We start from the raw sequence: 20,175 nt of genomic DNA on the forward strand, positions 1-20,175 counted from the left end.
CCTCACACGCCCTGCTCTTATGAAGCGCTTTTTGCTGGTGGCCGCGCTCAGCACCGCCGCACTTTTTGCCTCCCACACCGATGCTCAGGCCCAGCGTACGGACAGCACCTACGTGAAGCCGCAGCTGCCCACCGGCCCGCCCGCTCTGCCCCCCACAGCTCCGCCCACGCGCCCGCCCCAAACCACGCAGCCCCAACAGCCCGTGCAGCAGGTACCGACGCAACCGCAGCAGCCCACGCGCCCACCCGGCGGCATCGACGACGACGGCCGCTCGGCCCAGCCGCTGCCCGGCTCCCGGCCGCAGCAGCCAGCCGCAGCGCCCACGCAGCGCCCCGGCGGGGGCATCGACGACGACGGCCGCCCCGCCCAGACGCTCCCGCAGAACGGCACTGTGCCCGGCGCTACGGTGCAGCAGGAGTACCAGCCCAGCAAGTACTTCATCTACGGTAACCTGAGCCTCGGCCTCACCTCGAACTACGTCGGCGGCGTGTTCTACAACGTGGGGGCATCCCCGGCCCTGGGCTACCGCCTCAATTCGCGCGTGGCCGTAGGGCCCGGCCTTGTGTACTCGCACAGCGCCTACACCATTCCCAGCCGGTCGCGCGCGCCTGGCACCCCGAAGAACATCACCGGTAACAACCTTGGCCTGAAGGTCTTCGGGCAGGTGATTGTTTACAAGCAGTTCTTTATCCACGCCGAGTACGAAGTCACTAAAGCTGAAATCATCAGCGAAGCGGTGGCCGGCAACCAGGTGTTTGTGGGCAAGACCAAAGCCACGGTGCGCACGCCCCTGCTCGGCGCGGGCTACCGGCAGCAACTCGGCGACAAGTTTGCCACCGACATTGCCATCCTGTACAACTTCAACGACGGCCTGGACAACAACATCTACGGCCAGCCCGTGATTCGCTTCAGCCTGCTCTACGATTTGGGCAAATAACCGCCCGGCGCGCCAAACACGAAAAGGGCGGCTCCCAACAATGGGAGCCGCCCTTTTCGTGTTTTTCAGACAGAATTATCGGAAGCGGCCTCAGACGGCACTGCCGCGTATCAGACGCAGCACCACGGCGATGATGGCAATTACCAGCAGGATGTGAATCAGGTTACCCATGCCGAAGCTGTTGAAGCCAAACAGGCCGAGCAGCCAGAGAATGATCAGGATGACGGCGATGATGTACAGTAGGTTGCCCATGGCGGGGGAAGGATTTAGGTGAGAGGTGTTGGTTGAGAGAACGTCGACAGTGCACCCCGGTTGTATCCAGTTTGAAAGCCGGCCGGCAGGGCAGTCTGCGGTTTTGTACGCGGGGTTGTACAAAAGGATATGAAAGGCCAGAAAAAATATTTGCACACATAGTTGCATAACTATGTAGCTGACTGATTTTCTGCGCCAAAACATTTTATGGCTTGGCCGGTTATGCCGGACCGGCTCCGTAGCATACCCCAAACAATAACTTGGGTGGCCCCGCCCATTCGGTTAGTTTTGCCGCGGCTTGCGGTGTCAGGCCACTTTTGCTCATTTCCCTCTCCTCATTCCCACCACACATGCTGAACGTTGCCGTTATAGGCTCGGGCACCATGGGCAATGGCATTGCCCACGTGTTTGCCCAGCACGGTTTTCCGGTTACCCTGATTGACTTGAACCAGGCCGCCCTCGACAAAGCCTGGACCACCATCGGCAAAAACCTGGACCGCCAGGTAGCCAAAGGCGGCTTGAGCGAAGACGACAAAACCGCCACCCTGGGGCGCCTGCAGCGCAGCACCTCCCTGGCCGACGCCGTGCGCGACGCCGGCTTGGTGGTGGAAGCGGCCACCGAAAACGTAAATATCAAGCTCGACCTGTTCCGCCAGCTCGACGAGCTTACGCCCGCTCACTGCATCCTGGCCACCAACACGAGCAGCATCAGCATCACCAAGATTGCTGCCGTCACCAACCGCCCCGATAAGGTTATCGGCATGCACTTCATGAACCCGGTGCCAGTAATGAAGCTGGTGGAGGTGATTCGCGGCTACGCTACCTCCGACGAGGTAACGGAGCAGATCATGACCCTGTCGCGGCAGCTGGAGAAGGTGCCCACGGAGGTCAACGACTACCCCGGTTTCGTGGCCAACCGCATCCTGATGCCGATGATCAACGAGGCCATCATCACGCTGCACGAGGGCGTGGCCGGCGTGGAGGAAATCGACACGGTGATGAAGCTGGGTATGGCGCACCCCATGGGCCCGTTGCAGCTGGCCGATTTCATCGGCCTGGACGTGTGCCTGGCCATCCTGCGCGTGCTGCACGACGGCTTGGGCAACCCCAAGTACGCCCCCTGCCCGCTGCTGGTAAATATGGTAATGGCCGGCCGCCTCGGCGCCAAGTCGGGCGAAGGCTTCTACAGCTGGACGCCGGGCAGCAAGGAGCTGGTGGTAGCCCCGCGCTTCCGCTCGTAGGCCGAGGCGGATACCGCGCGCTTGCTTACTTCTAAAGAGGCCCCGCTGCCAGCAGCGGGGCCTCTTTATAGTTAGTAGCAGACCGATGCGGCTGGCAAGCGGCGGCCTGCCGACAGTTGAAAAGCAAGTTGTTTTTGCCAGCCACGAGCTAACCCGCTCCAAGAAAGGCGGCAACGCTGATCCAGTGGCCTTTTCACGTGCTACAGGTGCTGCTTGGCCGGCGCTTTGGCAGCTTGCAACTTTCCGGCACGAAATACGCTTAACCATATTCCACACCTTATCCCCCTCCCATCATGGAAATTGCAACCTTTGGGGCCGGCTGCTTCTGGTGCGTCGAGGCCGTATTTCAGAACCTGCGCGGCGTTGAAAAAGTCGAATCGGGCTACACCGGCGGGCGCATTGCCAACCCCACCTACAAGGAAGTATGCTCGGGCCTGACGGGCCACAACGAGGCTATCCGAATCACCTTCGACCCGCAGGTCATTAGCTTCGAGGAACTGCTCGAAATCTTCTGGAAAACCCACGACCCGACGACCCTGAACCGCCAGGGCAACGACGTGGGCACGCAGTACCGCTCGGGCATCTACTACCACAACGACGAGCAAAAACGCCTGGCCGAAACCTACAAGCACAAGCTCAACGAGGCCCAGGCCTTCGACAAGCCCATTGTGACGGAAATCCTGCCCGCCGCGCCCTTTTACAAGGCCGAGGACTACCACCAGAATTACTACAATCAGAACAGCTCGCAGCCTTACTGCCAGTTCGTGGCCAAGCCCAAGGTGGACAAGGTCAAGGCGCTGTTCGGCGACAAGCTCAAGGCTACCGCCTGAGTTAGCTCGTTTCCGGCCCAACTGCTTACCACAAACGCAAAGCCGCCCCAGCCATCTTGGCCGGGGCGGCTTTTTTGCGGGCAAGACCAGTACGCCCTTCGGGGCCTATATATTCATGCCACCGGTCAGCTCGATGCGCTGGCCATTGAGCCAGCGGGCGGCGTCGGTGCAGAGGAAGGCCACCACGCCGCCGATGTCGTCGGGCTCGGCGGTGCGGCCCAGAGCCGTCATCTGGGCTACCCAGGCGCGGATTTCGGGCGTGTCCGTCATGGTCCCGCCCCCGAAGACGGCGCCGGGCGCCACCGCGTTGGCCGTAATACCCCGCGGCCCCAGTTCCAGGGCCAGGGCGCGCGTAAATACCTCCACGGCACCTTTCATGGCGGCATAGGCCGAGACGCCCGCGAAGGAACTGCGCGTGACGGCCGAGGAAACGTTGACGATGCGGCCGCCATCGCGCAGCAGGGGCAGCGCCCGCTGCGTGAGGAAGTACACGCCCTTGAAGTGGATGTTCAGCATCTCGTCGAACTGCCCCTCGGTCATCTCGGCAAAGGGGGCGCTCAGGCTGGTGCCGGCGTTGTTGATGAGGAAGTCGAACCGGTCGGTGTCGAAAGTGTCGCGCAGCACGGCCGTCACCTGCACAAAGAAGGCGTCGAAGGTGCTCAGGTCGGCCGCGTCCAGGGGCAGGGCCACGGCCCGGCGGCCCAGGGCTTCGATGTCGGCCACCACGGCCTGGGCCTCGGCCTGCTGGGTGCGGTAAGTCAGGATGACGTCGATGCCCTGCTGGGCCAGTTTCAGGGCCATGTCCTTGCCCAGGCCCCGGCTGCCACCGGTGAGCAGGGCGATGTTGGAAGTGCTCATATAGAGTGCGTTTGTCGCGTTAATTGGAACACGACAAAGGTCCCCTGCCCCGCGGCTGGCCACGTTGTACGCCGCAATCAGCTTGTTGTACAAATCAAGCCGACACGGCCTGCTGGGTGCGAAACACGCCGGGACTTACAGCGGCGTAGCGGCGGAAGAAGTGCGAGAAGTGCGCCACGTCGACGAAGCCCAGGCAGTCGGCAATTTCCCAGAGGGTCCAGTCGGTCTGGTGCAGCAGGGCCTTGGCTTCCTGGGCCACTCGCCCGGCAATGAGGTCGGTGGTAGTGCGGTTGGTGCTGTCCTTAAGCACCTTGTTGAGGTGATTCACGTGCACGGCCAGCGCGTCGGCAAAGTCCTTGGCCGTGCGCAGCGGCACGCGCTGCTGGGGCGAGGTAAGCGGAAACTGCTGCTCCAGCAGTTCCACGAAGCGCGAGGAAAGCCGGGCGGCCGCCGAGTGCGCCGGCTGCACCACGGCCACGGGCTGCCGCTTCTGCCCCAGGTGCAGCAGCTCCAGCACGTAGGCCCGGAGCAGGTCGTACTTGTAGGTGTAATCCGACGCCAGCTCCTGGTGCATCTGGGCAAACAGGGCCTCGGCCCGGTCGGCCTCGGCGGGCGTGAGCTGAAACACGGGGTAGCCGCTGGTGCGGAACAGGGGCAGCTCGTCGGGGGTGAGGCCGCCGAGGACGGGCAGCAGAAACTCGGCCGTGAACAGGCAAAACTGGCCCTGCTGCACCTCGGCGGGCCGCCACTGAAACGACACCTTGGGCGTGGAAAACACCAGCGCGTCGGGCTCGATGGTGATGGTCTGGTCGGCGTACTCGGTGCGGCTGCGGCTGCGCAGCAGGCTTATCTTGTAGAACGAGCGGCACGGGTACGGCGTACCGGGCTGCAGCTGAGCGGCCGGCCACAGGTCGGCCAGATCAAACACGTTGAAGTGGCCGGCTTCGCGCTGAATGCCTTTGGGCAGCAGCGCGCTCAGGTCGGTGCCGGTGCAGGGGGCCAGCTCCTGGTAGAGGGCATTCAGGTCGGTAGTGGTCATGACAGCGGAGGAATCAGCCTGAGGAACCCATCAGGATGCGGAAAGTTTGGGGCGCAGGGATGGCGGGCGGGCCGTCTGCCTGCGTTGGGGTGAGGCCGCGGCGGGCGCGGCACCCGCCATCAGTGGCCGGGACCTGCCCGGGACAAAACCTGGGGAGTGAATGCCCGCCAAATTCCCGGGTGAAGCTACCCACCGAGCCATATTTTTTGCCTGAACTGCTGCAGGATAGGCTTCATCGACCCTAGCTGGACACCAACCCTGCGGCGTACTGGCCGTAACAACGGCACGCCGCATTACACGCCACACCCTCACCATTCACCACCAGCACCGAATATGGGCAAGTGCGTTCTGATTATCCACGGCGGCGCCGTGAACACCGATCCGGCTACCATTCCGCCGGAAAAGGAAGAAAAACTCAAGCAGGGCCTGAAACAGGCCCTGATGGCTGGCTACGAAATCCTGGAGCGCGGCGGCGTCGCGCTCGACGCGGTGGAAGCGGCCGTGAAAAGCATGGAGGATAACCCGCTGTTCAACGCCGGGCGCGGGGGCATGTTCAACATCAACGGCGAGGTGGAAACCGAATCCTCCATCATGGATGGGGCCACGCTGCGCGGCGGGGCCGTGAGCGGCCTGAAGCTCATCAAGAACCCCGTCAGCCTGGCCCGGCTGGTGATGGAGAAGTGCAAGCACTCCTTCCTCACGGCCGAGGGCGCGCAGGAATTTGCCCTGTCGCAGGGCCTGCCCCTGCAGGATCCGAACTACTTCAAGACTGACGAGCAGCGGGACGAGTGGCTGGAAATCATTCAGGAAGCCGAAGCCGAGCACGCCAACAAGCACGACACCGTGGGCGCGGTGGCGCTGGACATGCACGGCAACCTGGCTATGGCCACCAGCACCGGCGGCATCGAGGGCAAGCTGCGCGGCCGGGTGGGCGACAGCTGCATCTTCGGGGGCGGCGGCTACGCCAACAACGAGGTGTGCGCCGTCTCGACCACCGGCGACGGGGAAATCATCATGCTGGCCGGCGTGGCGCACGAGGTATACGCCCTGCGCAAGTACAAGAAACGGAGCATCACCCAAGCCGCCCGCGAAGCCGTGGAGGTGTACGCCGATAAGCTCCAAGGCGACCGGGGCATCATCGCCCTGGACCCGGAGGGCAATGTGGCCATAGAATCGAACACCAACGTGATGCGCTGCGCCTACCAGGTAGACGGCGAGGAACCCTTCGTGGCCGTCTGGAAAGAGGAGTTGGAGCAGCATTTCAAGTAGGCTTCACCCAACAAAAAAGCCCGGCTGCAATGGCCGGGCTTTTTTATTGGCGGGCGGGTAGTTACACGGCCACGTTATGCTCGCGCAGGGCGTCGTTGAGCGAGGTCTTCAGGTCCGTGGAGGGCTTGCGCTGGCCGATGATCAGGGCGCAGGGCACCTGGAACTCGCCGGCCGGGAACTGCTTGGGCAGCGAACCGGGAATGACCACCGAGCGCGGCGGCACGTAGCCGCGGTACTCCTTGCCCTCGGGCGTGCTCACGTCGATGATGCGGGTGCTGCCGGTGATGGTCACGCCCGCCCCGATAACGGCTTCCTTGCCGATGTGGCAGCCTTCGACCAGGATGCAGCGCGAGCCGATGAAGGCGCCGTCTTCCACAATTACCGGCGAAGCCTGTACCGGCTCCAGCACACCGCCCAGGCCCACGCCACCCGAGAGGTGCACGTGCTTGCCCACCTGCGCGCACGAGCCCACAGTGGCCCAGGTGTCCACCATGGTGCCTTCGCCCACGTGGGCGCCGATGTTCACGTACGAGGGCATCATGATGACGCCGGGCGCTAGGTAGGCGCCGTAGCGGGCCACGGCCGGGGGCACCACGCGCACCTGCTGCGGGGCGTAGTTGGTCTTGAGCTTCATCTTATCGTGAAACTCAAAAATGCCTACTTCCTCGGTCTTCATTTGCTGCAGCGGGAAGTACAGAATGACGGCTTTTTTCACCCAGTCATTCACCTGCCAGGAGCCGTCTTCGGCGGCCGAAGGCTCGGCTACGCGCAGCAGGCCGCGGTCGAGGTGGTCGATAACGTTGCGGATGGCGTCCTGGGTGGCGGCGTCCTGCAGCTTGCTGCGGTCGGCCCAGGCCGCTTCGATGAGGGTCTGAATGTCAGTCATAAAGTCAGATGTGACGAAAAGTTGTACGAGCATCGGGTGCCGACGGAGGCGCGAAAGTAGTAGGTTTGGCTTTGTGCTGCCTCACTCCCGCCCTGCGCCGCTCATCCTTTTGGCTTCCGTCCTGAAGCCCGTGGACGACACGCGCATGTTCGAGAAATTCGGCCGCACCTTGGCTGATGCCGGCTACCGGGTGGCCGTGGCGGGCCGCGGCACTGCCCAGGCTTCTCAGGCCAGCGGCATTACCCAGCGCGTACTTTTCCAAGGTCAGCGGCTCGGCTTGGATCGGCTGGCCGCGCAGGGCCGCTACTGGCGGCTGCTACGGCAAGCGCAGCCGGCCTTGGTGGTGGTGCATGCGCCCGAACTGCTGCCGCTCACACTGCTCTGGCACCGGCTCACCGGCCGGCCCTTCCTCTACGACGTGCGCGAGAACTACGCCCTGAATATTCGCACGCAGCAGGTATACCGCGGTGGCCTGAAGCGCCTGCTGGCCCGCGCCGTAGGTTGGGTAGAGTCTCACGCAGCCCACCGCGCCGCGGCCGTGCTGCTGGCCGAGCGCAGCTACGCCCAGGAGCTGCCCTGGCTGCCCCGGCACTGCACCGTGGTACTGGAAAACAAGTACGCGCCGCCCGCCGCGCCCGCATCTGCCGCGGCGGCCGTAACTCTGCCCACCACGGAGCAACCCCTGCGCCTGCTGTTCACCGGCACCAGCTCCGCCCTCACCGGCGTGTTCGACGCCATCGACTTTGCCCGGCAGCTACGCGGCGCCTGGCCGCAGCTCACGCTTACCATCATCGGCTACTGCCAGCAACCGCCCGAGCTGGCGCGGCTGCGGCAGCTGGCCCAGGCCCACGCCGACTGGCTGCGCGTGGTGGGTGGCGCCCAACCCGTGCCGCACGCGGCTATTGTGGCCGAAATTGGGCACCACCACCTCGGCCTGCTGCCGTACCGGGAGCACCCCAGCTCCTGGCGCTGCTTGCCGACCAAGCTCTACGAATACCTCGCCAGCGGCCTGCCCGTGCTCATTCCGCCGAACCCATTGTGGACGGCTGAGGTCCAGCGCTACCAGGCAGGGCTTACCGTAGCTTTTGACCGCCCCCTCCCCGACGCGCAGGCTCTGGCCCGACAGCTCAGCGGCCAGCGTTTCTACCCAAGCGGCCCGCCCGCAGAGGCGCTCTGGTCGTCGGAAGCGCCGCGGCTGCTGGGCGTTGTTCGGCAGGCGCTGGGGCTGCGGTCGGAAACTGCGCCTTTCCCTGCCACGTTCTAAGCCCGGTGCTATTGTTATCTTTGGCGCCTTTTTCCCCGCAAAAAAACCGCTCCGCTTCTTTCCGCACCCCATCAACATCATGTCTCAACTGTATTCCGCCGAAATTGCCGGCATGGGCCACTACGTGCCTTCCCGCGTAGTCACCAACGCCGACCTCGAAAGCCTCATGGAAACCACCGACGCGTGGATTCAGGAGCGCACGGGCATTCAGCAGCGCCGCTGGTTCAACGAAGGCGAAGACACCACCGCCAACATGGGCGCCCGCGCCGCCCGCATGGCACTGGAGCAAGCTGGCCTCACGCCCGACGACGTGCAGCTCATCGTCTTCGCCACGCTCTCGCCCGACTACCTGTTTCCCGGTTCGGGCGTGCTGCTGCAGCGCGAGCTGGGCATCAAGGACCCCATACCGGCCTTCGACGTGCGCAATCAGTGCTCGGGCTTTATCTACGCCCTCTCGCTGGCCGATCAATTCATCAAAACCGGCATGTACGAAACGGCCTTGGTCGTAGGCTCCGAAATCCACTCCTCGGGCTTGGATAAGTCGACGCGCGGCCGGGCCGTATCCGTCATCTTCGGCGACGGTGCCGGGGCAGCCGTGCTGCGCCGCAGCTCGCGCGAGGGCCACGGCATCCTGAGCACCCACCTGCACGCGCAGGGCGAGTTTGCCGAGGAGCTGATTACCAAGGAGCCGGGCTCCAACCGCGAAAACCGCGTGCAAGTGGTGCTCGATGATCCGGAGGCCATGTACCCCTACATGAACGGGCAGCAGGTGTTTAAGCACGCTGTGACGCGCTTCCCGGAGGTCATCAACGAAGCGTTGCAGACCAACGGCTACCAGCCGTCCGACATCGACCTGCTCATCCCGCACCAGGCCAACCTGCGCATCACGCAGTACGTGGGCCAGAAGATGGGCCTGGGCGCCGACAAGGTGTTCAGCAACATCCAGAAATACGGCAACACCACCGCCGCCTCGGTGCCGCTGGCCCTGAGCGAAGCCGTGCAGGAAGGCCGCGTGAAGTCCGGCGACCTGGTGTGCCTGGCCGCCTTCGGCTCGGGCTTCACCTGGGCCTCGGCGCTGATCAAGTGGTAGACCGATAGACGTTGTTTCTATCATCCTGCCATCTGTCCTCCGCAACGCGAAGGACCTTACCGCTGCAGAACGGCCATCGACACGACGACTCCGTGCCAGCGCGATAAGGCCCTTCCCTACGCTCAGGATGACAAAGGCCAGATTAGCGAGGCAGACGCAATGCGTCTGCCTCGCTTTTTTTTGGGACCTTTGCCCCGATTCGCCCTAGTGCTTTCGTTTCCCACCCAGCTTTTACCGCGTTGCCCAGCCACACCGAGGAAAACTACCTGAAGGCTATCTATAAGCTGTACGAAGCCGAGCCCGGCGCCGAAGTCAGCACCAACAGCATTGCGGAAGCGCTGCAGACGCGGCCGGCATCGGTGACGGATATGCTGCGCCGCCTCGGCGAGAAAGGCCTGCTGAGCTACCAGCGCTACCGCGGCGTACTGCTCACGGCCGAGGGCCGGCGACTGGCCCTGCTCACCATTCGCAAGCACCGCCTCTGGGAAGTATTTCTGGTGCAGAAGCTGGGCTTTGCCTGGGACGAGGTGCACGACGTAGCCGAGGAAATGGAGCACATCAGCTCCCCGCTGCTGGTGCGCCGCCTCGACGAATTCCTGGGCTTCCCCGAAGTGGACCCGCACGGTGACCCGATTCCGCGCGAAGACGGCGCCATGCTCCGCCCCCAGCACCGCCTGCTGGCGGAGTTGCAACCGGGGCAGCAAGGCTTGGTCGTAGCCGTTAAGAATACTTCCCAACCCTTCCTGCAGTACCTCAACAAAGTAGGCCTGGGCCTGGGCAGCCGCATTGAAGTATTGGATAAAATCATCTTCGATAACTCATTAGAAATAAGCATTAATAACCTACCCAAAACCCAGATATCTGCCGAAGTAAGCCGCAACCTGTTTGTTACGTTTTAGGCAGTGAATTGGTGAGATGGTGAAATGGTGAGTGTCGTTCTGATTGCGCACAATGCGCGGTTCTGCACCTCCTAAATATCAACTCACAATTCACCATCTCACCAGTTCACCACATGCTTCCTCTCGCCCTTTCCGATACCATCGTTGCCCTCTCCACGCCGTCCGGTGCCGGCGCCATTGCCGTGGTGCGCCTGTCGGGCCCCGCGGCCATAGGCCTGACCAACGAGGTGTTCCGCGGCAAGGACCTCGCCGCGCAGCCGGGCCACACGCTGCATTACGGCACCATCCGCGACGAGGAAAAAATCCTGGACGAAGTGGTGGTGAGCCTGTTTCGCGGGCCCCATTCCTACACCCGCGAGGACGTGGTCGAAATCAGCACCCACGGCTCCGACTACATCGTGCGCGAGCTGCTGGCCCTGCTGGTGCGCCGGGGCGCCCGCCTGGCCGAGCCGGGCGAATTCACCAAGCGCGCCTTCCTGCACGGGGCCTTCGACCTGGCCCAGGCCGAGGCCGTGGCCGATTTGATTGCCGCCGATTCGGCCCTGCAGCACCGCGTGGCCCTGAACCAGATGCGCGGCGGCTTCTCCCGTGAGCTGGCCGATCTGCGCCAGCGCCTCATCGATTTTGCCGCCCTGCTGGAGCTGGAGCTGGACTTCGGCGAGGAAGACGTAGAGTTTGCCGACCGCTCGGGCCTGCTACGGCTGCTCACCGAAGTGAAGACCTTGGTGCAGCGCCTGCTGCGCTCCTTTGAGCTGGGCAACGTCATCAAAAACGGCGTGACCACCGTCATTGCCGGCCGCCCCAACGCGGGCAAGAGCACCCTGCTCAACGCGCTGCTCAACGAGGAGCGCGCCATCGTGTCGGCCATTCCGGGCACCACCCGCGACTTTATCGAGGACGAAGTCAGCCTGGAGGGCATCAAGTTCCGCTTCGTGGACACGGCCGGCCTGCGCGACACCACCGACGTGGTCGAGGCCATCGGCGTGGAGCGTACCCGCCAGCGCGTGCAGCAGGCCGCCGTGGTGCTCTACCTTTTCGACCTGGGCACCGCCACGCCCGCCGAGGTTGCCGCCGATGTAGCTGCATTGCCCCTGCCCGCTGGCGCCAGCCTGCTGCTCGTGGGCAATAAGCGGGACGAAGCCCCTGCGGCAGCCGTAACCGAGCTGAAGGCGGCCTACCCAGATATGCTCCTGCTATCGGCCGCCAGCCACAACGGCCTCGACGAGCTGCGGCAGCGCCTGCTGGCCACCGTGCGCAAAGAAGGCCTCGATGCCGGAGCCGCCACCATTGTGACCAACCTGCGCCACGCCCGCAGCCTGGAAGTAGCCGCCGAGGCCCTGACGGCCGTGCAGCACGGCCTGCAGCACGGCCTGGGCACCGAGCTGGTCGCTTCCGACCTGCGCCGTGCGCTGCGGGCCCTGGGCGAAATCACCGGCGACATCAGCTCCGACGATTTGCTGGGCAGCATCTTCACGCGCTTCTGCATTGGGAAGTAGGCCCGCGCCATAGCGCGGGCCTATGCGCCGGTTTCTACCGCTGGTTTATCGGTGCTGCTCGTAATGATTGACCGACAGCGCACCACGCAGATGCGCCAACTCGGCATCCGTCAGCGGCGGGGCCTGCCCGGCCGCAATGGCCTCGCGCAGTTGCTGCTCGGTACGTATGCCGAGCACCGCCGCCGTGATGGCCGGCTGCGCCAAGGCAAACTGCACCGCCGTTTCCGCCATCGGGCGCGGTGGCTGGACGGCCGTCTGCACGGCCTGGGCGGCGCGGGCTACTTCCGCGGCCGAATAGTTCAAGTAGGGCTTGGCCGGCTTGCCCGCCAGCAAGCCCTGGGCGAAGCTGCCACGGGCCAGCACGCTGATGCGGTGCTCGTGCAGCGACGCCAGACTGCTTTCCTCTGGCCGGCGGTCGAGCAGGCTGTACTGCATCATCACGCTGGTTAGGCCGGCGCGGCGCACGTACTCGCGAATGACGTTCGGCCGGATGGAGGAAATACCGTACGCCCGGATTTTGCCCTGCTGCTTGAGCAACTCAAACGCTTCGATGGTCTCCTCAATCGGGTCCCCGATGGTGCCCCCGTGCAGCTGGTACAGGTCGATGTAGTCGGTTTCAAGGCGGCGCAGGCTGCCTTCCACCGCCTGCAGAATGTATGCCTTCGTCGGGTTCCAGTCCCAGCCCTTGCCATCGGGCCGCCACTGGTTGCCCACCTTCGTGGCCAGCACCGCCTCTAGGCGCCGCCCGCGCAACGCCTTGCCCACGGTGACTTCGTTTTCACCCTGCTGGTACAGGTCGGCCGTGTCAAAGAAGTTGATGCCGCCCTCCAGGGCTTGGTGCAGCAGGCGGGCATTGGCCGCGTGGTCGTCGCCAAGCGACATGCAGCCGAAGCTGATTTCACTCACGCGCAGGTCGGAAGTACCGAGGGGTTGGAGCTTCATTGGACACGGATTAGAATCAGTCAATAAGCCAGGGCAAGGCGAAATTGTTGCCGCGGGTCGAGAGGCGTGCATTTGCACGGGCGAGAGCAGCAGGCCCTTGCCGTGGCCTTAGCATTCGGGAACCGACCTTAAAAATTTTTAACCTTAGCCAGAGCGGTTTAACTTTTCTAATTGGCAGTCAAGGCCAAACATCCGCCCAGCTTCATTTGTACTACACCCAGGGCGATGCAAACTCGCCGCCGGGTTGCAGGGCAAAGTGCTAATGCCGTACTTCGCCCCTGCACGCCACCCACTCCCTGTCCACTAATCAGTTTGTAATGGCAGAAACCGCTGAAATTATCCTCGACGGCAAATCGTACACGATGCCGGTGTTCGAGGGTACGGAGAACGAAAAAGCTCTCGACATCAACAAACTCCGCGACCAGACCGGCTACGTAACGCTGGACTCTGGTTACAAGAACACCGGTGCTACCAAAAGCGCCATCACCTTCCTCGACGGCGAAGAAGGCATCCTGCGTTACCGCGGCTACCCCATCGAGCAGCTGGCCGAAAAGTCCAGCTTCCTGGAAGTGGCTTACCTGCTGATCTACGGCACGCTTCCGACCGAAGCCGAGCTGAAGGACTTCTCGGGCCAGATTACCAAGCACACCCTCGTGCACGAGGACGTGCGCAAGATTTTCGACGGTTTCCCGTCGGCGGCCCACCCGATGGCCATCCTGTCCTCGCTCATCTGCGCCCTGACGGCTTTCTACCCCGAAAGCGTGTCGCCGGACCTGAGCAAGGAGGAAATCGACCTGAACGTCATCCGTCTGATGGCCAAGCTGCCCACCATTGCAGCCTGGACCTACAAAAACCAGATGGGTCACCCGCTGAACTACCCGCGGAACGATATGGACTACGCGTCCAACTTCCTGCACATGATGTTCAGCTTCCCCACCGAGAAGTACGAGCTGAACCCGGTGGTGGTAAGCGCCCTGAACAAGCTGCTCATCCTGCACGCCGACCACGAGCAGAACTGCTCCACCTCGACGGTGCGCCTCGTAGGCTCGGCCAACGCCTCGCTCTACGGCTCGGTTTCGGCCGGTATCAACGCCCTGTGGGGCCCGCTGCACGGCGGTGCCAACCAGGAGGTTGTCGAGATGCTCGAAGCCATTGAGCGCGACGGTGGCGACACCAGCAAGTTCATCGCCAAGGCCAAGGACAAGAACGACTCCTTCCGCCTGATGGGCTTCGGCCACCGCGTGTACAAGAACTTCGACCCGCGCGCCACCATCATCAAGAAGGCCGCCGACGAGGTACTGACCGCTCTGGGCCTGCAGGACAGCCCGTTGCTGAAAATCGCGAAGGAGCTGGAGCAGGCTGCCCTCACCGACGAGTACTTCGTGCAGCGCAAGCTGTACCCGAACGTGGACTTTTACTCGGGCATCATCTACAAAGCCCTGGGCATCCCCACGGAGATGTTCACGGTAATGTTCGCTCTAGGTCGCCTCCCCGGCTGGATTGCCCAGTGGAAAGAGATGCGCGAGAACAAGGAGCCCATCGGCCGCCCGCGCCAGATCTACGTGGGCGAGAAAGAGCGCAACTACGTGCCGATCAACGAGCGCGGCTAGTCAGCCTCTTCTCTTAACTGCATAAAAAAACGCCAGCCCCAAAAAGGCTGGCGTTTTTGCGTGTGGGCCGGCTGCTGCAACAGCCTACCCTAAAGCAAAGCACTGAGTAAGCGAGAGTGAAACGTGGTGAGTGAAAGCGAATGGTTGCCGGGGCTCAGCGTTGTTCGGTAGATGAGCCCAGGGCCGTCATGTTGGCGCGGGTGCGCTGGTAGGCCGCCAGCTGACGCGGCCATAGAATGGCGGCCATATCCCACTCGTAGTTGTCCTGCAGCTCGGCTAGGCGCTGGTCGAGGGTAGCCGAATCATTAGCAAAGCGGCCTTTCAGCTCTTGAGTGGCCGCCAGCAGGTTCAGGTTGAGGCGGCGCACCTTCACGAACTGGGCTTCGTTCAGGGGCACTTTCTGGGCCATCTGCTGGGTCAGCGTGGTGGCGCGGTCGTTGAGCGTGGGCTCCTGGGCCTGGGCGTGGCTGGCCGCAGTCAGCACAAGGGCCGCTGCCGCGGCCAGGCAAAACAGTTTGTTCATAACGGTGGAGAAATTAACGGTGAAGCATCGGGAAAAGAAGCAAAACAGCCCTGCCGTGTGAGCTCGGCAGGGCTGTGGTTGGCATTAGCGGCCGCTGGGCAGGCCCAGGGCAGTCATGCTTTCCTGGCTTTGCTTATAGGCTACCAGTTGGGCCGGCCGGAGCAACATGGCCAGCTCGGTGTGGTAGCTCACCTGGGTTTCGGCCATGCGCATGTCCCGGATTTCGGGGTCAGCCGCGAAACGCTCCTTCAGGTCTTCCATCGTGCTGAGCATGCTCAGGTTGAGCTGCCGCAGCTTGAGGTACTGCCCTTCGTCGAGTTTCATCTTGCTGGCCATGGCCCGCGTCAGCGCAGTAGCCCGGGTGTGCAGGCCCTTGGGGCTGCCGTTTTCGGGGTCCGAGGCAGCTTTCGTGGCCTGGTGCAGTCCTACGGCCAAAACGGCCAACAGTAGGATCTTCTTCATGGGACTGGGGTATGAAGGTTGGACAATGGAAAAAAGGGTTTAAGTGATGACAAAGAGCTAGACCCGGTTCTGGCGCAGTAGTTGGCCTACTTTGCCGGGGTTGGGTTCGGACCAAATGTGAGGAAAGGAAAATGAAACTCCAAAAAGAAATTTTGTAACTATTTTATTCAATGACTTTTATCAAAAGCATACATTATCCTAATTATCAGATCATTAATCCACATGCCGATAAGCACTGATATAGCACAAAAAAAAGTCAAAAGGGCTGCCGCGCAGTGCGCGGCAGCCCTTTTGACGAGGGTTTCGGGCCAGTAAAAGGGATTAGAGGATGCGGAACTCGATGCGGCGGTTCTGCTGCCGGTGCTCATCCGAATCGTTGACCACGAGGGGCTTCGATTCGCCGTAGCCGCGGAAACGCAGCCGCTCCGCCTTTACCCCGTGCTCTACCAGGTAGCTGTACACCGACTTAGCCCGGTTTTTCGACAGCACCATGTTGTCGTCATCAGTGCCTACATCGTCCGTATGACCCGAAATTTCCACCTGCACGTCTGGGTACTGGCTCATGAACTTGATCAGCCGGTTCAGTTCGGTGCGGGAGTTGGGCTTCAGGGCGTACTCCTTAGTATCGAAGAAGAGGTTGTTGAGGACAATGGCCCGGCCGGCGCGCATCGGCTCGAGGTAAATATCGAGCGTGAGCGGGTCAAAGGAACGCTTGTCGGTGTAGTCGAAATTGAGGCTCTTCATCAGGTACTTATCCGCCACGGCGTACATGCCGTATTGGTGGCCTTCGTTGAGCACCACGGTGTAGTCGCCCTCCACCGGGTCGCTGGTCACGGCCTGGGTCAACTCGTCGGTTTTCAGGTCGTAGAGCTGCACGTCGGCCTGGATGGGCTTCTTCGTCACGGCGTCGTACACCCGGCCCTGGGCGTAGGTGCTCTGCTCGCGCGAGCGGATTTCCTTAGGCACTTCGAAGCTGAACAAATCCACCGGTCGGTCCCGCTCGGCCACGGCGGCCTCGGCCGGGCGGGTGCGGGAGCAGAAGCCGCGGCGGTTGTCGGAACTGATGAACAGCGAAGCTTCGTTTTCGAAAGTGTTGAGCGGGTAGCCCAGGTTTTCGGGCGCCGACCACTTGCCCGCATTCAGCGCGCTGCGGTACACATCGAGGCCGCCCATGCCCACCAGCCCATCGGTGACGTAGTAGAGCGTGGTGCCGCTGGCGTGGATGAACGGAGCCATGTCCTTGCCCGGCGTGTTGACCGGCGCGCCCAGGTTCCGGGCCAGGGACCAGGAGCCGTCTTCCTGCAGGGTGGTTACGTAGATGTCTTCCTGCCCCTGCCCGCCGCGGCGGTCGGAAGTGAAGTAGAGCGTGCGTCCGTCGGCCGAAAGGGTCGGCTGCGAGTCCCAGTTAGCGGAGTTGACGTTGCGGCCCAGGTTGCGCGGCTTGCTCCAGCTATTACCAGTGCGCCGCGAGATGTACAGGTCGCAGTTGCCGACGCCGCCGGGCCGGAAGCAGGAAGCAAACACCAGCGTTTTGCCGTCACCGGAAATGGAGCTGGCGCCCTCGTTGTACTGCGTGTTGATGGCCGAGGAAATCAGCTGCGGCGTGGCAAAGGAACCGTCCTTCTCCATGCGGCTCACCACGATGTCCTCATCCGACTCACCCGTTTTGCGAATGGTGTACACGAGAAACCGGTTATCGGCTGTCACCGTGGGGAAGTACTGGAAGCGGTAGGTGTTCAGCGGGTCACCGAGGCGCTGGGGCTGCTGGCCCACCGGGTTCTGCATGGCCTTCAGGGCAAACTCGCAGTTCTGCACCTGCTGCTGGGCCTTGGGAATGTTGCGCTGGCCCTTGGGCGCCACCTTCAGAAATTTGCGGTAGCCATCCAGCGCGGGCTGGTACTCACCCAGGCCCATGGCCAGCTCCCCGAGGTAGAAGTAATCGTTCATCCGGGCGGGGTCAAACGGCATCTTCTCAACACCTTGTCGGTACGCTTCGAAGGACGGCCGTATCTGACCCATGGCCTTGTAGAGCTGGCCTTTCAGCAGAAACGGCTCCCCGAGCGAGGGAAACTTCTGGTTGAGTGCCGTCAGGGTTTCGATGGCCTTCTCGAAGTCGCGGTCCTTGGCTTGCTGCTGGGCTTTCTCCCACAGATTCTTGGCCTTGGTATTGGTAATGGGCACTTTGGCTTGCGCAACTGCCGGCTGCAAGGGCAGCAGACAACCGGCAGCCACAACCAACAAGGGCAGCAACACGCGGCGCATACAGGGGGCGGCTAGGGAATGTCGAGGTACTTATGCGTCTGCAAGGACACCTGCCAGCGCGGGTTCTGCTTGACGTAATCGATGATGAGCGGCGTGACTTGGGCGGCTTTGCTCCACTCGGGCTGCAGGAACAGGCGGCACTCGGGCCCGACCTGCGCGGCGTGCTGCTCGGCCCAAGCAAAGTCGCTTTTGTGGAACACAACGACTTTCAGCTCGTGGGCATTGCGCAGCACTTCGGGTAGCGGGGCCTTGAATTTCTTGGGCGACAGGCAGATCCAGTCCCATTCGCCCGAGAGCGGGTGGGCCCCGGAAGTTTCCATCCAGGTTTGCAAGCCGGCTTCGTGCAGGGCTTTGGTCAGCGGGCCGAGGTCGTGCATGAGCGGCTCGCCGCCGGTAATGACCACGTTCTTGCCCGGGTGGGCTGAGGCCTGCGCGACGAGGTCAGCAATGGCCTGGCGCGGGTGCGCGTCGGCGTCCCAGGACTCTTTCACGTCGCACCAGTGGCAGCCGACGTCGCAGCCACCGAGACGGATGAAGTAAGCGGCCCGGCCGGCATTGGCGCCTTCGCCCTGAATGGTGTAAAACTGCTCCATCACCGGCAAGGCGGGGGCAGTAAGCGAAGCGGCAGCGGACAGGGTAGGCAGCGGGTAAAGCAAAGCGGAAACGTAGGGCAACAAATACAGCGCGGGCTGCCCGGTAAACGAAGGTACCCCCATTCGGAGTTTCCTCAGCCTCCCAGCAGCCCGACTTTAAAAATAGCATACCCCGCCGGCATTGGCAACGCCGACGGGGTATTTGTCTACTTTTTAGTGCAACTGCGCTTAGCGCGGGTACACCTCTCCCTTGGCCGCGCGCAGCGTATTCAGCAGCAGCATGGCAATGGTCATGGGCCCGACGCCGCCCGGCACAGGCGTGATGTACGAGCACAACGGCGCGACGCCGGCAAAGTCCACGTCGCCGCGCAGGGCCCAGCCGGCCTTCTTGCTGGCGTCCTCCACCCGGGTGGTGCCCACGTCAATAACCACCGCGCCGGGCTTCACCATGTCGGCCGTCACGAAGCCGGGGCGGCCCAGAGCGGCCACCAGAATGTCGGCCGTGCGGGTAATGCTGGCCAAATCCTGGGTACGCGAATGGCATAAAGTAACGGTGCAGTTGCCGGGCTCCAAGTTCTTAGCTAGCAGAATACTAACCGGCGTACCCACGATGTTGGAACGCCCGATAACTACGCAGTGCTTGCCGTCGGTGGGCAGCTCGTAGCGGCGCAGCAGTTCCACGATGCCCGAGGGCGTGGCGGGCAGCAGCGCGGGCAGGCCGGCCACCATGCGGCCGATGTTCATGGGGTGGAAGCCGTCGACGTCCTTCTCCGGCTTGATGGCCTCGATGACCTTGTTCGGGTCGATGTGCTTGGGCAGGGGCAGCTGCACGATGAAGCCATCGATTTCCGGGTCGTTGTTGAGGTCCTCCACTTGCTGGAGCAACTGCGCCTCGGTGATGTCGTCTTCGAAGCGCAGCAGCGTGGAGCCGAAGCCCACGGCCTCGCAGGCCAGCACCTTGTTGCGCACGTAGGTTTCGGAGCCGCCGTCGTGGCCCACGAGCACGGCCGCCAGGTGCGGCACCTTAAGGCCGGCAGCCTTGCGCTGCTCTACGTCAGCAGCTATTTCGCGCTTGATGTTCTCGGCGGTCTGCTTGCCGTCGATGAGGCGGTAGGTAGTGGCGTCGGGAGCAGTGGTCATATGTGAGAGAAGGGTTGAGTGTTCGAGGAGAATTTGGCTATGAACTGGCGTCAGCGGTTAAGCTTCTGATGTAATTCCCAATGTCACCATTAGCATTCAGAGCAGTGGTTCTAATTCCGCCAGCGGCCATGGGCTCATACCGGGTTCTGGTAAATAGCGTGTCCAAGCACCATGCGTTATCAGTTAGCAGCCGCTGGCCATCAGCAAAGGTGATACACAGACTCAGATTTGCATCGAGCACCACGTCCACGATTTGCAAGTCAGTCAAAGAGCCAATGCTGGCCGGTTCTTTGAACCATCCTCCTGATTTGCTGCCCTTTTTGTCTACAATTCGTCCTTGCTTCACTATCACCCACTCACTGCCGAGCTGTAGGTTCAAATCAGAGAAGTCCTGTTCTATTACCGCCCCAGTATTTGGGCGTGGCCCCAAACTGTGCAGCTTGATGGTGTGCTTCCGGCCGATGTACAGCTCATACGACTTCATCCAAGCTGCCCATACCGGCAACCCAACCATTGCTGCAAGCACCGGCCGAAACTCGTCGGGTGACAGAAAGCCCATGGTTGGATTGGCGGCGGTCATGC

General features: G+C 62.6%; 20 protein-coding genes. 9 read left to right on the top strand and 11 right to left on the bottom strand.

Annotated features, from left to right (window positions below; all coding sequences use genetic code 11):
• The first annotated feature begins 19 nt into the window (after positions 1-19).
• Complete coding sequence (locus B0919_RS04325; RefSeq protein ID WP_078010994.1) at positions 20-937, top strand: hypothetical protein; 918 nt, start codon at positions 20-22, stop codon at positions 935-937.
• Positions 938-1,027: 90 nt separating this feature from the next.
• Here the strand turns inward: B0919_RS04325 and B0919_RS24580 are convergent, their stop codons facing one another.
• The gene (locus tag B0919_RS24580; RefSeq protein ID WP_139361904.1) at positions 1,028-1,189 is read right to left on the bottom strand and encodes a lmo0937 family membrane protein; all 162 of its coding nucleotides are present in this window, start codon (positions 1,187-1,189) and stop codon (positions 1,028-1,030) included.
• 350 nt (positions 1,190-1,539) lie between these two features.
• Here B0919_RS24580 and B0919_RS04330 point away from each other — a divergent pair, with 350 nt between their 5' ends.
• Entirely contained in the window at positions 1,540-2,430 is an 891-nt protein-coding gene (locus B0919_RS04330; RefSeq protein WP_078010995.1) for a 3-hydroxybutyryl-CoA dehydrogenase, read from the top strand.
• A 293-nt stretch (positions 2,431-2,723) separates the two neighbouring features.
• Positions 2,724-3,260, top strand: coding sequence for a peptide-methionine (S)-S-oxide reductase MsrA (gene msrA / locus B0919_RS04335; RefSeq protein WP_078010996.1), 537 nt, complete (start codon positions 2,724-2,726; stop codon positions 3,258-3,260).
• A 105-nt stretch (positions 3,261-3,365) separates the two neighbouring features.
• Here msrA and B0919_RS04340 read toward each other — a convergent pair whose 3' ends face one another.
• Both B0919_RS04340 and B0919_RS04345 read right to left on the bottom strand, forming a co-directional pair.
• Entirely contained in the window at positions 3,366-4,118 is a 753-nt protein-coding gene (locus B0919_RS04340; RefSeq protein ID WP_078010997.1) for an SDR family NAD(P)-dependent oxidoreductase, read from the bottom strand.
• 94 nt (positions 4,119-4,212) lie between these two features.
• Positions 4,213-5,157, bottom strand: coding sequence for a helix-turn-helix domain-containing protein (locus tag B0919_RS04345; protein WP_078010998.1), 945 nt, complete (start codon positions 5,155-5,157; stop codon positions 4,213-4,215).
• Between the two features lie 333 nt (positions 5,158-5,490).
• Between B0919_RS04345 and B0919_RS04350 the strand changes: the two genes are divergently transcribed.
• Positions 5,491-6,426 (top strand): isoaspartyl peptidase/L-asparaginase family protein, encoded by a 936-nt coding sequence (locus tag B0919_RS04350; RefSeq protein ID WP_078010999.1) that lies wholly within the window; start codon positions 5,491-5,493, stop codon positions 6,424-6,426.
• 61 nt (positions 6,427-6,487) lie between these two features.
• On the opposite strand, the gene B0919_RS04355 is transcribed toward B0919_RS04350, so the two are convergent.
• Positions 6,488-7,312, bottom strand: coding sequence for a 2,3,4,5-tetrahydropyridine-2,6-dicarboxylate N-succinyltransferase (locus B0919_RS04355; RefSeq protein ID WP_078011000.1), 825 nt, complete (start codon positions 7,310-7,312; stop codon positions 6,488-6,490).
• Positions 7,313-7,421: 109 nt separating this feature from the next.
• Here B0919_RS04355 and B0919_RS04360 point away from each other — a divergent pair, with 109 nt between their 5' ends.
• The 4 genes from B0919_RS04360 (at position 7,422) to mnmE (ending at position 12,061) form a co-directional block, all read left to right on the top strand.
• Positions 7,422-8,576 (top strand): glycosyltransferase family 4 protein, encoded by a 1,155-nt coding sequence (locus B0919_RS04360; RefSeq protein WP_078011001.1) that lies wholly within the window; start codon positions 7,422-7,424, stop codon positions 8,574-8,576.
• Positions 8,577-8,655: 79 nt separating this feature from the next.
• Positions 8,656-9,666 (top strand): 3-oxoacyl-ACP synthase III family protein, encoded by a 1,011-nt coding sequence (locus tag B0919_RS04365; RefSeq protein WP_217700996.1) that lies wholly within the window; start codon positions 8,656-8,658, stop codon positions 9,664-9,666.
• A 239-nt stretch (positions 9,667-9,905) separates the two neighbouring features.
• Positions 9,906-10,565 carry a metal-dependent transcriptional regulator gene (locus tag B0919_RS04370; RefSeq protein WP_078011002.1) on the top strand — a complete coding sequence of 220 codons (660 nt, stop codon included), beginning with the start codon at positions 9,906-9,908 and terminating at the stop codon, positions 10,563-10,565.
• 113 nt (positions 10,566-10,678) lie between these two features.
• Entirely contained in the window at positions 10,679-12,061 is a 1,383-nt protein-coding gene (gene mnmE / locus B0919_RS04375; RefSeq protein WP_078011003.1) for a tRNA uridine-5-carboxymethylaminomethyl(34) synthesis GTPase MnmE, read from the top strand.
• Between the two features lie 45 nt (positions 12,062-12,106).
• Here mnmE and B0919_RS04380 read toward each other — a convergent pair whose 3' ends face one another.
• A complete protein-coding gene (locus B0919_RS04380; protein WP_078011004.1) occupies positions 12,107-13,003 on the bottom strand; it encodes an aldo/keto reductase in 897 nt (298 codons plus the stop codon).
• A 317-nt stretch (positions 13,004-13,320) separates the two neighbouring features.
• On the opposite strand from B0919_RS04380, the gene B0919_RS04385 reads away from it, so the two are divergent.
• The gene (locus B0919_RS04385; protein ID WP_078011005.1) at positions 13,321-14,613 is read left to right on the top strand and encodes a citrate synthase; all 1,293 of its coding nucleotides are present in this window, start codon (positions 13,321-13,323) and stop codon (positions 14,611-14,613) included.
• A 154-nt stretch (positions 14,614-14,767) separates the two neighbouring features.
• On the opposite strand, the gene B0919_RS04390 is transcribed toward B0919_RS04385, so the two are convergent.
• From B0919_RS04390 to B0919_RS04415, 6 genes are all read right to left on the bottom strand, one after another.
• On the bottom strand, positions 14,768-15,136 hold the full coding sequence (locus B0919_RS04390; protein ID WP_078011006.1) for a hypothetical protein: 369 nt from the start codon (positions 15,134-15,136) through the stop codon (positions 14,768-14,770).
• 84 nt (positions 15,137-15,220) lie between these two features.
• Positions 15,221-15,598 carry a hypothetical protein gene (locus tag B0919_RS04395; protein WP_078011007.1) on the bottom strand — a complete coding sequence of 126 codons (378 nt, stop codon included), beginning with the start codon at positions 15,596-15,598 and terminating at the stop codon, positions 15,221-15,223.
• A 321-nt stretch (positions 15,599-15,919) separates the two neighbouring features.
• Entirely contained in the window at positions 15,920-17,860 is a 1,941-nt protein-coding gene (locus B0919_RS04400) for an OmpA family protein (protein ID WP_254846479.1), read from the bottom strand.
• A gap of 11 nt (positions 17,861-17,871) precedes the next feature.
• Positions 17,872-18,453: a 7-carboxy-7-deazaguanine synthase QueE gene (locus B0919_RS04405; protein ID WP_217701000.1), complete on the bottom strand. Its 582-nt coding sequence runs from the start codon at positions 18,451-18,453 to the stop codon at positions 17,872-17,874.
• Between the two features lie 228 nt (positions 18,454-18,681).
• Positions 18,682-19,593: a bifunctional 5,10-methylenetetrahydrofolate dehydrogenase/5,10-methenyltetrahydrofolate cyclohydrolase gene (locus B0919_RS04410; protein ID WP_078011009.1), complete on the bottom strand. Its 912-nt coding sequence runs from the start codon at positions 19,591-19,593 to the stop codon at positions 18,682-18,684.
• Between the two features lie 37 nt (positions 19,594-19,630).
• A complete protein-coding gene (locus tag B0919_RS04415) occupies positions 19,631-20,173 on the bottom strand; it encodes a hypothetical protein (protein WP_078011010.1) in 543 nt (180 codons plus the stop codon).
• Positions 20,174-20,175: the final 2 nt, after the last annotated feature.

This window comes from Hymenobacter sp. CRA2 (assembly GCF_002007105.1).
Taxonomy (GTDB): domain Bacteria; phylum Bacteroidota; class Bacteroidia; order Cytophagales; family Hymenobacteraceae; genus Solirubrum.

Coding starts and splice junctions, on each gene's coding strand:
- B0919_RS04355 (WP_078011000.1), bottom strand. CDS start 7,312: ATGACTGACATTCAGACCCTCATCGAAGCGGCCTGGGCCGACCGCAGC.
- B0919_RS04415 (WP_078011010.1), bottom strand. CDS start 20,173: ATGACCGCCGCCAATCCAACCATGGGCTTTCTGTCACCCGACGAGTTT.
- B0919_RS04325 (WP_078010994.1), top strand. CDS start 20: ATGAAGCGCTTTTTGCTGGTGGCCGCGCTCAGCACCGCCGCACTTTTT.
- B0919_RS04365 (WP_217700996.1), top strand. CDS start 8,656: ATGTCTCAACTGTATTCCGCCGAAATTGCCGGCATGGGCCACTACGTG.
- msrA (WP_078010996.1), top strand. CDS start 2,724: ATGGAAATTGCAACCTTTGGGGCCGGCTGCTTCTGGTGCGTCGAGGCC.
- B0919_RS04395 (WP_078011007.1), bottom strand. CDS start 15,598: ATGAAGAAGATCCTACTGTTGGCCGTTTTGGCCGTAGGACTGCACCAG.
- B0919_RS04330 (WP_078010995.1), top strand. CDS start 1,540: ATGCTGAACGTTGCCGTTATAGGCTCGGGCACCATGGGCAATGGCATT.
- B0919_RS24580 (WP_139361904.1), bottom strand. CDS start 1,189: ATGGGCAACCTACTGTACATCATCGCCGTCATCCTGATCATTCTCTGG.
- B0919_RS04340 (WP_078010997.1), bottom strand. CDS start 4,118: ATGAGCACTTCCAACATCGCCCTGCTCACCGGTGGCAGCCGGGGCCTG.
- B0919_RS04380 (WP_078011004.1), bottom strand. CDS start 13,003: ATGAAGCTCCAACCCCTCGGTACTTCCGACCTGCGCGTGAGTGAAATC.
- B0919_RS04385 (WP_078011005.1), top strand. CDS start 13,321: ATGGCAGAAACCGCTGAAATTATCCTCGACGGCAAATCGTACACGATG.
- B0919_RS04405 (WP_217701000.1), bottom strand. CDS start 18,453: ATGGAGCAGTTTTACACCATTCAGGGCGAAGGCGCCAATGCCGGCCGG.
- B0919_RS04350 (WP_078010999.1), top strand. CDS start 5,491: ATGGGCAAGTGCGTTCTGATTATCCACGGCGGCGCCGTGAACACCGAT.
- B0919_RS04400 (WP_254846479.1), bottom strand. CDS start 17,860: ATGCGCCGCGTGTTGCTGCCCTTGTTGGTTGTGGCTGCCGGTTGTCTG.
- mnmE (WP_078011003.1), top strand. CDS start 10,679: ATGCTTCCTCTCGCCCTTTCCGATACCATCGTTGCCCTCTCCACGCCG.
- B0919_RS04410 (WP_078011009.1), bottom strand. CDS start 19,593: ATGACCACTGCTCCCGACGCCACTACCTACCGCCTCATCGACGGCAAG.
- B0919_RS04390 (WP_078011006.1), bottom strand. CDS start 15,136: ATGAACAAACTGTTTTGCCTGGCCGCGGCAGCGGCCCTTGTGCTGACT.
- B0919_RS04345 (WP_078010998.1), bottom strand. CDS start 5,157: ATGACCACTACCGACCTGAATGCCCTCTACCAGGAGCTGGCCCCCTGC.